The organism is Pseudomonas sp. MEJ086, assembly GCF_030209025.1.
GTDB classification, from domain to species: Bacteria; Pseudomonadota; Gammaproteobacteria; order Pseudomonadales; family Pseudomonadaceae; genus Aquipseudomonas; species Aquipseudomonas fulva_A.
The window spans coordinates 32789-45969 of sequence record NZ_JARVSV010000044.1 but is presented as its reverse complement, the minus strand read 5'-3'; the positions used below and the strand labels follow the sequence as shown (position 1 = coordinate 45969).

The window sequence follows — 13181 nt, the reverse complement described above, 5'->3', positions numbered from 1 at the left end:
CGCAATGGCCTGCAAGGCTCCGTACTCAAGGCCTGCGGCCCGAAGGAGGGCGGTTCGCTGCCAGCGAATGAGGCAAGCAATTGAAACCAAGCGAAAAAAATCGCCCGATGGGCTTCGCCAAACCGATTTCTGCTGATATCATGCGCGCCGCCTGGGAAGATGCCGGAGTGGCCGAACGGGACGGATTCGAAATCCGTTGTATCAGCGATGGTACCTAGGGTTCAAATCCCTATCTTCCCGCCATACATAAAGCCTAAGCCCCTGAAACTCATAGAGTTTCGGGGGTTTTTGCTATCTGCGGCATGCAAAGTGTCGAAATCGCGTTAATCGTAGTCATGTCTCACAAGGAAAGTGTGCCAATGCCTCAATATTCCGACAGGCCATATCGCTTTAGAACTTGGCTCAGAGGCCACCTGCCCTGGCTTCTAATTGATTGGGGCATTGCCGCCAAAGGCCCTGACTGCGAACGAGCGGGAGGTAGTCATGAGTGGTACAACATCAATGGCAAAGAAAGTGGGTGCTACCACTGCCAAGTAGTACGCGAAGGCCAGCTTTGGAATCGAGGCTGTGACGCATAACAAACGGTTCAAACCGTTCGTTTCGCTTACGGAGACAGGCTAAAGACCACCCCTTAACCAAACGTTAGAGGCACCATGGCGACACTGTGCATTGAATCATGGTCAGATGATCGGCGTTGGGCTGGAGAAAATAGCTGGCCGCTTGAGGTATTCGTTTATCGCCTCGGGCTTTGCACCTCACTTAGAGGCACAGATTTAAAAAGAACCGCACGCGCGCTCATGAAAAAAGAGCTGTGTGAAATCAATGAGGTGAACACCGAGGCAGCTGAGGCACTGATTCATACACTTGAGTCATTAGGAGCTAAGATTGCCATCCTCAAGTAAAACTGGCGGGAACGCGCTTCTCCAAGAGTTCGGGCCCAGCTTGATAGCATCCTGCAGGTGATCGGGTGCCAAGTGCGCATACCGCATCGTCATCGCTAACGACTGAGGAGCGGGCTGTGTCGTAGGTGACGCCGTTGCGTTCCGCCAGGTTTCGATAGTTTCAAGGTCCTTTTGCGGGGCTATCAGCTTGTTGGTGTCCAGCTGTTCCAGACCAATGTCGTTCCATGTCTATTCGTGTCAATTTTCGTAAAAGGGGAAAGATTTATTTATGAGCACAAGGAATAGTGATGAGAGCTGACAAGGACGATATGCTTGGTTACCTACGACCACGCCGCAAACAAGGTCCGTGGCGAACGCTGGCGATCCTTGGTGTTGGCTCAGCCATCTTTTGCGGACTGGTCGCAGTATTCGCAAAACCCATCGTGATCGACGTGGCTCAGCTAAAGCAGGCAATCCGCTTTGGTGGCGAACCCGTATTCAGCCAGCAGCCTTTACAGCCTCAGCAGCCACCCGCCGAAGCGCTACAAGGCAACGATCAAGACTGGATCAGATCCAGCCAAGCCCAACAGACCATCCAAGCCAATCGCGAGCTTGAAGAATGGTCACGCCAACGCGCCCAGGAAACATACGAGCGGCAAACGGTTTTCAACGATAACAACTACGCGCCGAAGCAGCCTGTAAATACATACAAAGCAGTACCCGCACCAGCAGTACAACAGATTGCTTCAGCAGAGCGACCAAGGCAGCAGCAACGTACCGTGCAGCGCGAGCATACCGCCGAATGGATCAAAAGCTGGAATGGCGGCACCAACTATCTGGCCGAATGGATATCCGTCAATAACCACATCGACGGCACCACTGTTTGTGCAAATCATAAACGCGGATCAATCGACTACCGCGAATGCCGTAAGGCTGCCAAACAGCATTATCACGAAGAGTGCCGGACGTGGCGTGCTAAATACAATAATGACCGGCAGGATCGAAGCGATAAGCTAAGAGATCGCTATTGTGTAGCCGCTAACAGCTTTAGCCCGATGGGTTAGTAGGCCACGCCAGCGCAAGTAGATACATAATTAAGGAATAGCTTGTGAAAAAGGGATTGCTCGAAATTTTCTGCCTTCCAGTGATTTTACTGAATCTAAAGCTTGCACATGCCGACGAGCTTTCAGGTATCCGCAAGGCCGCCGATTCAGGAGAGTGCGTAGTAATGCATGAGGGGCGAGAGGAGCCAGCCATCGCATGGACGGCGTCGGCCTACAATATCCCCGCTTACGACAAGCAGAACACCTTGAAGCTGATCTCTGCCTTCATCGCACACGGTTGTTCTATTGAGGAACCTGATAGCGCTGGAATGTCGCCAGTCAATGTTGCTGTATTGCTAGCAGAGCCCGACTTACTGCGTTTTATGCTTAAGGCTGGTGCAAACCCCTCTGCGCGTATATCTGGATCTCGACCTTGGGCGAATGGGAAAAACAGCATCGAATTCGCAGAGCTGTTGAACAAGATAAGCCCGAGTGAGCAGCGTAAAGAAATTATCAGGATATTAAAGTAAAATTGAAAAAAATCTTAACCATGGTTTTTATGCTTATCCCAATTTTGGTGTTTGCAGTGTGCTATTTGCTTTATGCTTCCGAGCAGGCTTTGTGCAGCAAGAAAAATCTGGATGTTTCTGATGCTGAGCTAATTCGCACGGTCAATTTGGCAATTGAAAAAGAGCTTGGCTCTGAGATGACTGTGGTAGATGAGGACGGGGAAAGGGTGACGATCTCGACCAAAGAAAAGCTATACCCTAACTGGGATTTTTCACCCGATAACCCTTCTTGTTGCCATGTGATTAGAGAAGAAAAGCCTTTTTGGAAAGCACTATCCGGAGATGGAGATATCACGGTTGAGGTTTCCCCAGCAATCGAGCCAATGTTCCCTGTCGGAAGCGACAGTAACTATCGTTTCGTATTTGATACGTGTGGAGTGCTCAAGTGGTCAGATTTCGGTTTGCCTAATACGCACCAGAATAAAGTTGAAGTGAAACGTTCGGGATAATAGGTGCGGAATAGTCAATTTTTATGAACGGTAAGAGTGCTTTCGTGGATGAATACTTAAAATATTTAATCAGGAAGTACTACCATGCAAAATGCTGGCTAATGCCAGGGCTAAGGTAGTTTGCAGCACCGATTACACCAGCGCCTACGCATGCCAAGACAACCCTGTTGATTAACCTAAATAAAAGATCATCACCGAACTTTTTTATGCACCATGCGTCAAGTGCCATAAAAGCAAGAAAAAACGGTGGAAACACCAGTAGCGCTATAGTAAGACCGGCTTCATCAACTGGCCGCATAAACGCAACAGAGGCAACGATCAAGAGTAGGGCAAAACCAATTTTGCGCAGACGTTGCGGCTTAGGATTATCGAAAGACAGCATCTCATTCCTTGAGGATTACTGATCAGCTGATCTTACCGGCAGCGTGGGAACGTGTCGAAAACCCTGCGCCGCATAGTCACGAAATGACACGCTGAGGCCCGGCAATATCATAGTTTGCTGCTGGTGGCGGATGTAGTCGTGCATGAGATCGCGCATTACCTGAGAGGCCGGTAGGTGGGCAGCTTGACCGCAGCCATGTAGCTGTCACGTCATTCAAGCTCCCGTTTTAGGTTGAAGAGCGCTTCTTTGACGATGGCAGTTATACCGTTGTGTGTGTGACGCACTACCCCGGCGTTCGCGGAGCTTGTGCAACGGACGTGATGATGCTGGCTAACAGACGATGAAGGTCACTGCGGTGGCCACTGTGGGCTGCTGAGGCATGCTCGTCCGAGGTCATCACGACGGTCAAGCCAAGTCGCGGCACGAGGTAGAGCATCTGTCCGCCGTAGCCCCAGCCGTAGCGGATGTCTTCGCCTGCGATACGGGTCAGGAACCAGGCATAGCCATGCCCGTCGCCAGTCCAGGGCGACTGCGTGCGCTGCTGCCAGGAGGCATCGATCCATGTCTGCGAGACCAGGCGCTGGCCAGACGCCGTAACGCCGCCGCGACGGTAGAGTTCGCCAAAGGCGAGCAGGGAGCGCGGGCTCATGGCCATCTCGTTGCCGCCCATGTAGATGCCCTGCGGATCGCGGGTCCAACTGGCGATCTGGAAGTCGTCCAGAGGCCCGAGCCAATCACGCGCCAATCGTAGCGTCGAGCGCCCGCTCTGGCGGGTCAGTATGGCGGAAAGCAGGTGCGTGGAGCCTGTCGAGTAGATCATTCGGCCGCCGGGTTCGTCCTCGAAGGGGCGCGCAAGGGCCGCTCGTACCCAGTTGCGGCTGCCGACCCAGGCGCCGTAGTTCCGGCCGGATGTGGAGCCCAGCCCGGCCTGCATCGAGAGGAGGTTGCCAACCGTCAGCCGCTGCAGGCGTGGATCGGGATCGGCCGGCAACTCCGCCGTCAGCAGCGATGCCACTTGCTGGTCGGTGCCCGCGAGAACGCCCTTGTCGATGGCGATGCCGACCAGCGCCGATATCACCAGCTTGGACGCCGACTTTATATTGGTGGCGGCGGTGGTACGGTGCCCCCGATAGCCGCGTTCGGCGATGATCTGCCCGTCGCGGGCAACCATTACCGTCTCCAGCGGCACCAGCGCGGCAGCTTGATCGAGAATGCCGTCCAGCGTGGTGGTTTGCGGTGCGGCCGCGGCATGCACGTGTGTGCCCAGTATCAGGACGAAGGCGAGGGCACCGTACGTCAACACAGCACGTGCGCGGCTCGATGGGGAGGTGGTGGATACGATCATGGCTGGGCTGGCTCCGAGGCTTGCCAGGCTGTGTGAAAACTACTGCGCTCGGTTATGCGGCGTTAAAAGCCAGCTCAAAATGCTCATTTACACCTCTTGAGCTGCGCTTTTGACTCGCTACGTTCGCCCCGCGGGCCAACTGCGCTGCGTTTCGCCGGTTTGCGGGGGCGCCCAGCCCTTGCCTAACCTTCGCTCGCTACGTTTTCACACAGCCTGTTGCGGGCCCTCTTTCAAGCACCGCCGCTGAATGTTGCATAGGTTCTACCATCGTCGTGACCTGTCCGGCCAGCTCGGAATCCGACGTTGCCTACCTACTCGTGGGGGGCATCGTTGCAGAGGCGCCGCAAGCGCGATCATCAAACCACGCCAACGGCCAGGCACCGCTCCGTCAGCGGTGCCATGGGTTTGGTTTTTTCTCCGCCAACGGTGTGCGTCGAAGCGTGACGAAATCGTCCCAAGCGGTTTCAAGATCCCTGTTGCCCCGCCATCCCCGAAAACACAAAACCCCAGATTTCAGAACAGAAATCTGGGGTTTGTGTCTTTGGCACCAGCGTTCAGGGCGAATGTCGGCACGAAGCCTGTACGTTAGCCCGCCGTAGTGGCTTGAACGCGACGCACGCGACGACGCCAGCCGCGCCACATCGGCAGGGCGAGCATTACCGCCACGAGCACCCAGGTTCCGATGGAGATCGGGCTGGAAAACAGGATGCCCAACTCACCGTTGGAGATCGACAACGCACGGCGCAGGTTCTGCTCCATCAGGCCGCCAAGGATGAACCCCAGCAGAACCGGGGACAGTGGGAAGTCCATCTTGCGCATGATGTAGCCGAGGATGCCGATGCCGACCATCAGGAACAGGTCGAAGGTGGTCGCATGCACCGCGTAGACGCCGATCCCGGTGATGATCGCGATCACCGGCGCCAGCGCCCAGGTGGGTACAGCCAGAATGCGGGTGAACAGGCCGATCATGGGGATGTTCAGGACCAGCAGCATGACGTTGGCGATGAACAACGACGCGATCAGGCCCCAGACGATGTCGGGTTGCTGCTCGAACAGCAGGGGGCCAGGCGTGATGTTGTATAGCGTGAGCGCACCCAGCATCACCGCTGTGGTCCCCGAACCCGGTACGCCGAGGGTCAGCATCGGTACCAGGCCGCCGCACGTGGAGGCCCCGATGGCGGTTTCCGGCGCTGCCAAACCACGGATATCACCCTTGCCGAAGTTGCCGCTGGCCCCTGCAATGCGCTTTTCCGTCATATAGGCCACCGCGCTCGCCAGCGTGTTGCCGGCTCCCGGTAGCACGCCGATGATGAAGCCCGAGAGGCTGCACCGCAGGTTGACCATGGCCACCGAGGCCGCTTCCTTGAAATTGAACAGCATGCGGCCGGTCGTCTTGACCGCGACATGGCCGTGGTGGGTCTTTTCCAGCAGCAGAAGGATCTCGCTGATGGAGAACAGGCCCAGCACCAGCACCACGAACTGGATCCCATCGGCCAGGTGCACGCTGTCACCCGTGAAACGATACACGCCGCTATTGGCATCGATACCGACCGCCGAGAGGAACAGGCCGATCAGCGCTGCAACGAACGTCTTTACCGGCTTATCCCCGGCCATGCCTCCCAGGCAGACGATAGCGAAGACCATGAGCACGAAATATTCGGCGGGCCCGAAGGCCACAGCCCAGGCGGCGAGCAGTGGGGTGAACAGCACCATGCCGCAGGTCGCCAGCAGCGCGCCGATGAAGGAGCTCCAGGCCGACAGCGACAGGGCGATGCCTGCCTTGCCTTGGCGCGCCATCGGGTAGCCGTCCAGTGCGGTCATGACGGTGGATGCTTCACCGGGGATGTTCAGCAGGATCGAGCTGATCCGGCCGCCATACTCGCAACCCAGGTACACCGCCGACAGCAGGATCAGCGCCGACTCCGGCGGCAGGCCGAGGGCGAAAGCGATGGGGATCAGCAAGGCCACGCCGTTGATCGGCCCCAGGCCCGGCAGCAGACCGACCACGGTCCCGATCAGGGTACCAATCAGGGCGGTGATCAGGTTGTAAGGAGTCAGGGCAATACCGAAGCCGTGCCCCAGATAGCTCAAGGTTTCCATGGATCAGTTCTCCAGCGCGGCCAGCAGGCCAAGGGGAAGGGGGACATCCATTACACGGTCGAACAGCCAGTACAGCAGTACGCTCATGGCTCCCACCACCAGGGCGCTGGTCAGCCAGCGGCCGCCGTAAAGCCTGGCCATGGGCACGCCGATGAGTATTGAGCTGAGAATGAAGCCCAGGGGTTCGAAGGCGGCTGCGAACACCAGCAGCAGCGCGAAACAGGCGATCACCTTGGTCAGCGTCGCACTGTCCAACTCCGGCTCGTCTTCCGAGCGCGTGACGGGCGTGGGGCGAATCGCCAGGTACAGCAGCGCCACACCCATCAGGCCGAGCACCAGCAGTGGAAAGGCTCGCGGCCCCACCGGCTCATAGGAGAACGGGGCTTGATAGGGCCAGGCCATGACGGCCAGAGCCATGCACACCACCAGCAGGGAAACCGCGAAAATGCGTTGCAGGATCATGGGGAGAATCCTCGTTATATAGAGCGCAGAGCGCCCCGTGGCGGTGTTGCCTGCCCAGGCAACGGCATCGCCGGTGATCACGGGCAAGCCCGTTGAACAGGGGGGCGTACGATCGCGCTTACTGGGTCAGGCCGAACTCGCGGGCCAGGTTCTTGTACTCGGCGACCTGCTTCTTGACGTATGCATCCAGCTCTTCGCCGGTCATGGCAAAGGGATAGAGCTGGCGCTCGGTACGCAGCTTGGCGAAGTCCTCGGAGGCGAGTAGCGTGTCGAAGGCGTTCTTCCACCAGGCATAGGCCTCATCGCTAACCTTCGGCCCCAGGTAGTAGCCGCGGATGACCGGCCAGGTGACGTCGTAGCCCTGCTCCTTGGCGGTGGGAATGTCCGACACGATGGGACCTTCGAGACGCGTGTCGGCGAGCACGGCAAGAATGCGCATGTGGCCTGACTCGACATGAGGCACGGAGTCGGCGATGTCCGTGCTCGCCACCTGAATGTGCCCGCCGAGCAGGGCGGTCGCCAACTCGCCGCCGCCTTCCATCGACACGTAGCGCATCTTCTTGGGATCGACGCCGCCGGCCTGGGCGATCAGCGCGGTCTGCACCCAGTCCTGGCTGCCCACGGTGCCGCCAGCGCCAATGACCACACTCCCCGGGTTTGTTTTGAGTGCGTTGATGAGATCGCCGAGGTTCTTGTAGGGCGAGTCGGAACGAACCGCGATCGCCCCATAGCTGGTGCCGACAGCGGCCAGCCACCTGACCGCGTTTTCATCGAAACGGCCAAACTTGCCCTGGGCGAGGTTCAGCAGCGAGCCGCTGGAGAAGGCCGTGATCGTGCCCGCATCAGCGGGCCGCTGGGCGACCACCGCGTTGTACGCCACGGCGCCGATGCCGCCCGGCATGTAGGTTACCCGCATCGGCGAGGAGAGCAGCTTCTCCTGCACCAGCGCGCTCTGCGCCAGCTTGCAGGTCAGGTCGAAGCCGCCACCGGGGGCCGCCGGTGCGATGCACTCGGGACGGCGTGGCTCCTCGGCCAAGGCATGTCCAGCCACCAGCGCGCAGCAGGCGGACAGGAGCAAACGACGAAACATGGGATTCATGGAACGCACCTCTGATTGTTTTTGTAATAGGAGCTAGCTACATCGCAAGCGCTGCGATGGGGGTATGCCGCGCAGCCGCGGTCAGGCAGCGGCCACGGTCAAACCGGGCGCAGGTGGCCGTGTAGGAATGGCATAGCGGGAAAAGGCAAGGGCACGAATGGCACATCGGTTGGTGACGAGCATGGGATGGCTCTCCACTGATTTTATTGTTAGGCGGCCTTTTTTTAATAGCCGTCCGCCGATGGTTCACCGGTTGTAGCAGTAATACGCCAGAAACCTTTCGTAAAGCTTTCATGGCTGCATGCACAGCGAAAAGATGTTTGTGCCGTTGAGACGCCTGATGGCGTGCCCGGGATCGTTCGAGCACTCCCCTCAAAACCCCCTGATATCCAGCGCGACAGTCAGGGGGCTTGCATGCAGAACCCGGGTTTTGGCAAAAGCCACGCCCTCAGAGTTCGGCATCGAAGATGATCGTGACATCGCCCTGATAAGTGCTACCCGGCTGTTTGAGCATCTCCTTCACAGCGGCCTGGGTTGCTTCAAAATGCAGTTGGGCGGGTTGGTTGAAGCCGGTCGACAGGCTTCTGAAGTGCTTGGCGGCAGCGCGCCCGACCGGCAGGTTTTCCCGGCGTACCGCGCCGCCATTGGCCAGGGCCACATGGCTGGGCAGTGTGACGGCGACATCGATCGGTACCTGGCGATTGTTCTGGTTGCGGATCGCGCAACTGCTGCCGGCGCTGTACTGGCAGTTCAGGTACATATTGAACGGGCCGCCGGACCACAGGCGAAATGGCAGGTCGCGCTGCAGCCGGGTCGGTTGCTGGCCGCGGTGTACCCAGTTGCCCCAACCGCCTTGCGGCTCCAGCACTGCACGGTCCGAGCCCGGCGGGAACTCGATCCTGACCTGGTGTTTGACGGTCAGTTCGAAGTCGATGCTGATGGTGCTTTTGCTCAGACCGGTGATGTTGTTGCCAAAGTCGAAATCACCATTGTTGCCGATGCGATAGGTGACCTGGCCTCTGTAGACACCATTGGCCAGGCTGAGCGGAGTCGGGGTGATCAGCTCATAGCCGACAGCCAGTTCGGAGACGCGCAGGTTCTTGGCGAAGCCGGCGCTCTGGGCCGTTGCGTCGACATAGCAGCCCCCAGGCGAACTGGGATTTCTGACCTGCCAGATGTATTGCGCGTAGCTCGACGCATTGCCTGTCTGGGCGTAGACACGCCAAGCGCTACAGCCTCCTTGCACGGCTGACCAGACAGGGTTGTCGAGCTGAGGTGCCGGGTCGTTTTCCGTACGTTGGCTGACTGCCGAGATGCGGAATTCGACCATGAAGGAATCGCCTGCCTCGTTCACCACACGGACCTGCCGGCTATCCGGTGCCTTGACATAGAAGCGGTTGCGCACATCGGACGCCAATTTGATCGCCCGCTTGTTAAAGGTCACGCCGCCGATACCCACCGAGAAGTATTTGTACTGGGTACAGGTCTCCGGCCAGCGCTGGCAGAAGCCTGCCTGGGGCGTGGTGTTGGTGAACCTGTTGTGCGAGGCATCCTGCAGGTTCGGATCGAAGCGCGCACTGATGGTCGCGTCGGCGGCCTGGACGCTGGTGCTTAGCAACAGGCCGAGCATGGCGACAGGCACTAACGACCTGCCGAATAGTGTTGGGCATTTCATCGTGTAAGCCTTCTTCATCAACTGTCCGGGGTTTCAGTAGCGGAGTGGCCGGCTGCCAGGTCGTTGGCGGCGCACACCAGGTTTCCAACCAGCTGGCTGTCCTGTTCGCGTCGGTAATCACCTTTGTCGAGGCGGATCTGGCACAGCGCCTTGCCCTGCCATTGCACGTCCAGGGTCGGTGTGGACTCGCTCATCTCCACGGCGAAGAAGCCATCGGCCTCGCTGACGCTGCGGCTGGCATGGTTGCTGATCAGTGCGCCCTTGAGCGGTTGACCCTGGGCGTCCAGCAGACGGCCCATGACGGTGACGGTGTTCATCACGCGGATCTTCTGGTAGCTCACTCCGCCCTGATTGAGGTGGTAGCTCACCGCTTGCGGTTGAATGACGGCGGCAGGGGCGTCGTTACCGGCGAAGTCGAACTGCACGGTGCCGCTCTTGTAAGCGGTGAGCGGGATCACGTTGCGCCCGGGCTTGAGCACGCTGCTGTGGCCGTTGATGTCATCGGCGCGCAGGGCGATGGCGGCATTGTCCGACTCGACGTCGACGATCATCCCGGCGGCATACAACTGGCTGTCGCCGCTTGCCGCCAGAGTGCCGGCCCCAAGGGCAACGGTGCTGGTGAGGTTGAGGCCACCACTCAGGGCATCGTCGTAGGAAGAGCGCTGCAGGTAGATGTCGCCGCTGGCCAGGTCGCCCTGGTAGTACGCGCTGCCGGACAGGCCGGTGCCGTAACTGTCTGCGTTCAGGGTGCCGGATACGCTGCGCAGGGCACCGTCATCGAAGCTCTGTTGGTAGGTCACCGCAGCGTTCTGTTCGCGCCCGCCATCCCGCGAGGCGCGGCTGCCGAAGCTGCCGGTGATGCGTTTGCCTGGTCCGCCGAGCGCCAGGCTGAGGGTGACATCGAAACCCCGGTTGCGCGCTTCACCGGAGCTGAGCGTACCGGGGCGGTCGAATACCGAGAGTCTCCAGTTGGCATCGCTGCCCAGCAAGCTGCCGTTGTACAGCCAGCCCAGATCGACGCCGGTGCCCTGGTTGGCGCCGCTGCTATGGGCCAGGCGTAACGTCGCGCTGCTCTTGTAGGTAACGCGGTGCTGTAACGACAAGGCGCTCTGCCGGGTTTCAGCGGCCGAGCTGCGTGCGGTACGCGAGCCGTCGCCGCGCTCCAGGGTGCTGCGGCTGTGGCTGACCACCAGGCTGCCGCTGGTGTAGCTGTAGATGCCTTGCAGATCGAAGCCGTGGCCCTGGCTGCCGCTGTTGTACAGGTTGCCGTACAGATTCAGGTTGTCCAGCACGCTCCAGTCGAGGGAGGTGCCCAGTTGCGAGGTCTGGTCCACCCGTTGGGCGGAGAGGCCGAGTACGGCGCGCGGATGCAGCAGGTAGTTGGCGATGACGCCAGCGGTGAGAGCGTCCTCGCCGCGTTTCTCCCAGTTGCTCAGCAGGTCGCTCTGACGCCCCAGGTAAAGGTTGTAGCGCCAGGGTTGGTCCGGGTCATGCCAGTTGTTCGGCTTGTAGATGAATGCCGCCTCGTTGGAGGTGACCCGGCCATCCTCGACCAGGCGCACTTCCACTTCGTAGATGCCACCTGGCAGGCTGCGCGTATCGATGGCCTGCAGGCCCGGTTGTACCGGCTGGCTGTTGAGCAGTACGCCGTTGCGATAGAGCTCGACCACACCAGGACGGTTGGGCGTGACATAAATCGGTGTGGCGCTGGGGCTGCTGCTGTCCACGGCCAGACTGTCGCTGCTGCCGTACATCAAACCCAGTGTGGTTTGTGGGCTGCTGCCGAGCATCTGCGGTTGGCGCATGACGCCGTGAGCGTCCGGGGTGAAGTAGCCCAGACGCCAGAAATTTCCGGCGTCCTGGCGTTCCGCATAAAGGTTTTGGGCGTAGTAGCGAAGCGGTTCCTCGCCGTTGCCGGTGGCACTTCGGTGTACTTGCGCGCCTGCGACGGTGGTCCAGTTGCCGAGGCTGCCTTGCGCTTCCAGGGCGTAACGACCGGCGGTCTCCTGCTGCTGGCCACCGGTAAGATTCAATTGGTTGTAGAGCATCAGGCCTCTGCTACCCCCTTCGGGCAGTGAGTAGTAACGCTGCTGTTGCGGGTCGGCCTCGGCCTTCGCGGTGAGGATCGACAGCTGCGAAGTGGCCAGGCTGTAGTGCAGGGCCAGCAGTCCCGATGGGCAGGATGTGTGGCACGCACCCAATGGCTGAGCGTTGCCGAGCAGGTCGACCCAGGGTTGCCGTTCGGCCGGGGTGAAGGGGCTATCCGTGGTGTCGTTGAATTCGATAAGGCGCACGCTGTCGTCGCGTCCGAGCATCACCATGGCCTCGCCGAGCAGCCGGCCATCGAGGTCGACACGCACGGCCAGGGGTACCTCGAAGAGGTTTTCAGCGAAGTCCGCCGGCAGCCCTTGTGCCTGCGTCAGGATGCTCAGTGCCGACGTTGGCGTCGAGGTCGCCGCGACGGCTTGCGCAGTCAGTAGCGTAGCCGCACCGCAACCTAGCGACAGCAGAATGGATCGCGTCAGGAAAGACATCGAGAACATGACTCACCCCAGATTCGGAAAAGACCGCCCCTCTCGGGTCCGTGCTCGAGAAGGGGCGGTAAGGGAGTGATGCGCGAGCGCGCATCGAGCCTCAGTTGGTTGGTGCAGCCTCAGGGGCGGTAGTCTCGAAGATCATGCCGACCACACCCTGGTAGCGGCCCGGGGCATAGCTGCCGGAAGCCAGCGGCTTGGCGGAAATTTCCACATCCACGCGCGCGCCGGTACGAGCCACGGCTGCCGGTACCACCTCGGTGGCAGTGGTGCTCAGGTCGATGCCGCGCAGTTTCACGTTCAGGTCGATGTTGTTGGAACCGCTGGACATCACTGCCGGGGCGCTCAGGTAGGCACTGATGGGGCCAACGGTGCTCTTCGCTTCGAGCTGCTTGCGCACGCTGCTGAGGGCACCGTTGCTCGGGTTCCAGTACAGCTCCTGGGCATCGTTCATCCAGCTGTCGCCGGCCGGTGGTACGACATAGAAGTTTTCGGTCGGCACGGTCGCGACGACGGTAACCTGATGCTGAACCGCGTCCTCGGCGAGTACGCCGGCGCTTGCGCCGAGCAATGCCAGTGGGGCGATCATCAGAAATTTTTTCATGCTGTTTAACCTCGTGTGGGGGGTGGGTGAAAACCAGG

12 protein-coding genes, 1 tRNA gene and 1 pseudogene are annotated in these 13181 nt (G+C 59.7%); 5 read left to right on the top strand and 9 right to left on the bottom strand.

Features of this window, described 5'->3' with window-relative positions; translation table 11 throughout:
• Positions 1-153 precede the first annotated feature (153 nt).
• Together QRN22_RS24445 and QRN22_RS24440 are read left to right on the top strand one after the other, a co-directional pair.
• Positions 154-243, top strand: a tRNA-Ser gene (locus tag QRN22_RS24445).
• A 410-nt stretch (positions 244-653) separates the two neighbouring features.
• Positions 654-902, top strand: a complete 249-nt coding sequence (locus QRN22_RS24440; protein ID WP_156152638.1) for a hypothetical protein — start codon at positions 654-656, stop codon at positions 900-902.
• On the opposite strand, the pseudogene QRN22_RS24435 reads toward QRN22_RS24440, so the two are convergent.
• Positions 873-1004: pseudogene (locus QRN22_RS24435) on the bottom strand (phage integrase); the annotation flags it as partial. The gene QRN22_RS24440 and the pseudogene QRN22_RS24435 sit on opposite strands and share 30 nt — an antisense overlap.
• A 185-nt stretch (positions 1005-1189) precedes the next feature.
• Here QRN22_RS24435 and QRN22_RS24430 point away from each other — a divergent pair.
• From QRN22_RS24430 to QRN22_RS24420, 3 genes are read left to right on the top strand one after another with little or no spacing between them, the layout of a single operon-like run.
• On the top strand, positions 1190-1945 hold the full coding sequence (locus QRN22_RS24430) for a hypothetical protein (protein WP_042552078.1): 756 nt from the start codon (positions 1190-1192) through the stop codon (positions 1943-1945).
• Positions 1946-1989: 44 nt separating this feature from the next.
• Positions 1990-2454: an ankyrin repeat domain-containing protein gene (locus QRN22_RS24425; RefSeq protein ID WP_042552079.1), complete on the top strand. Its 465-nt coding sequence runs from the start codon at positions 1990-1992 to the stop codon at positions 2452-2454.
• 2 nt (positions 2455-2456) lie between these two features.
• On the top strand, positions 2457-2942 hold the full coding sequence (locus QRN22_RS24420; RefSeq protein WP_042552080.1) for a hypothetical protein: 486 nt from the start codon (positions 2457-2459) through the stop codon (positions 2940-2942).
• A 79-nt stretch (positions 2943-3021) separates the two neighbouring features.
• On the opposite strand, the gene QRN22_RS24415 is transcribed toward QRN22_RS24420, so the two are convergent.
• The 8 genes from QRN22_RS24415 to QRN22_RS24380 form a co-directional block, all read right to left on the bottom strand.
• On the bottom strand, positions 3022-3324 hold the full coding sequence (locus tag QRN22_RS24415) for a hypothetical protein (protein WP_042552081.1): 303 nt from the start codon (positions 3322-3324) through the stop codon (positions 3022-3024).
• Between the two features lie 283 nt (positions 3325-3607).
• Complete coding sequence (locus QRN22_RS24410; protein ID WP_082045697.1) at positions 3608-4669, bottom strand: serine hydrolase domain-containing protein; 1062 nt, start codon at positions 4667-4669, stop codon at positions 3608-3610.
• 585 nt (positions 4670-5254) lie between these two features.
• A complete protein-coding gene (locus tag QRN22_RS24405) occupies positions 5255-6769 on the bottom strand; it encodes a tripartite tricarboxylate transporter permease (protein WP_042552082.1) in 1515 nt (504 codons plus the stop codon).
• 3 nt (positions 6770-6772) lie between these two features.
• The gene (locus QRN22_RS24400; RefSeq protein WP_042552083.1) at positions 6773-7231 is read right to left on the bottom strand and encodes a tripartite tricarboxylate transporter TctB family protein; all 459 of its coding nucleotides are present in this window, start codon (positions 7229-7231) and stop codon (positions 6773-6775) included.
• Positions 7232-7349: 118 nt separating this feature from the next.
• Entirely contained in the window at positions 7350-8330 is a 981-nt protein-coding gene (locus QRN22_RS24395) for a Bug family tripartite tricarboxylate transporter substrate binding protein (RefSeq protein WP_042552084.1), read from the bottom strand.
• Between the two features lie 448 nt (positions 8331-8778).
• Positions 8779-9960, bottom strand: a complete 1182-nt coding sequence (locus QRN22_RS24390; protein WP_179537621.1) for a hypothetical protein — start codon at positions 9958-9960, stop codon at positions 8779-8781.
• A gap of 62 nt (positions 9961-10022) precedes the next feature.
• Complete coding sequence (locus QRN22_RS24385) at positions 10023-12548, bottom strand: CS1-pili formation C-terminal domain-containing protein (RefSeq protein ID WP_052493741.1); 2526 nt, start codon at positions 12546-12548, stop codon at positions 10023-10025.
• A 91-nt stretch (positions 12549-12639) separates the two neighbouring features.
• Positions 12640-13143, bottom strand: coding sequence for a CS1 type fimbrial major subunit (locus QRN22_RS24380; RefSeq protein WP_042552085.1), 504 nt, complete (start codon positions 13141-13143; stop codon positions 12640-12642).
• Positions 13144-13181: the final 38 nt, after the last annotated feature.

What these genes read in the sequence shown, in the direction of transcription:
- QRN22_RS24440 (WP_156152638.1), top strand. Translation starts at nt 654, where the DNA reads ATGGCGACACTGTGCATTGAATCATGGTCAGATGATCGGCGTTGGGCT.
- QRN22_RS24430 (WP_042552078.1), top strand. Translation starts at nt 1,190, where the DNA reads ATGAGAGCTGACAAGGACGATATGCTTGGTTACCTACGACCACGCCGC.
- QRN22_RS24415 (WP_042552081.1), bottom strand. Translation starts at nt 3,324, where the DNA reads ATGCTGTCTTTCGATAATCCTAAGCCGCAACGTCTGCGCAAAATTGGT.
- QRN22_RS24410 (WP_082045697.1), bottom strand. Translation starts at nt 4,669, where the DNA reads ATGATCGTATCCACCACCTCCCCATCGAGCCGCGCACGTGCTGTGTTG.
- QRN22_RS24405 (WP_042552082.1), bottom strand. Translation starts at nt 6,769, where the DNA reads ATGGAAACCTTGAGCTATCTGGGGCACGGCTTCGGTATTGCCCTGACT.
- QRN22_RS24400 (WP_042552083.1), bottom strand. Translation starts at nt 7,231, where the DNA reads ATGATCCTGCAACGCATTTTCGCGGTTTCCCTGCTGGTGGTGTGCATG.
- QRN22_RS24395 (WP_042552084.1), bottom strand. Translation starts at nt 8,330, where the DNA reads ATGAATCCCATGTTTCGTCGTTTGCTCCTGTCCGCCTGCTGCGCGCTG.
- QRN22_RS24390 (WP_179537621.1), bottom strand. Translation starts at nt 9,960, where the DNA reads ATGCTCGGCCTGTTGCTAAGCACCAGCGTCCAGGCCGCCGACGCGACC.
- QRN22_RS24385 (WP_052493741.1), bottom strand. Translation starts at nt 12,548, where the DNA reads ATGTTCTCGATGTCTTTCCTGACGCGATCCATTCTGCTGTCGCTAGGT.
- QRN22_RS24380 (WP_042552085.1), bottom strand. Translation starts at nt 13,143, where the DNA reads ATGAAAAAATTTCTGATGATCGCCCCACTGGCATTGCTCGGCGCAAGC.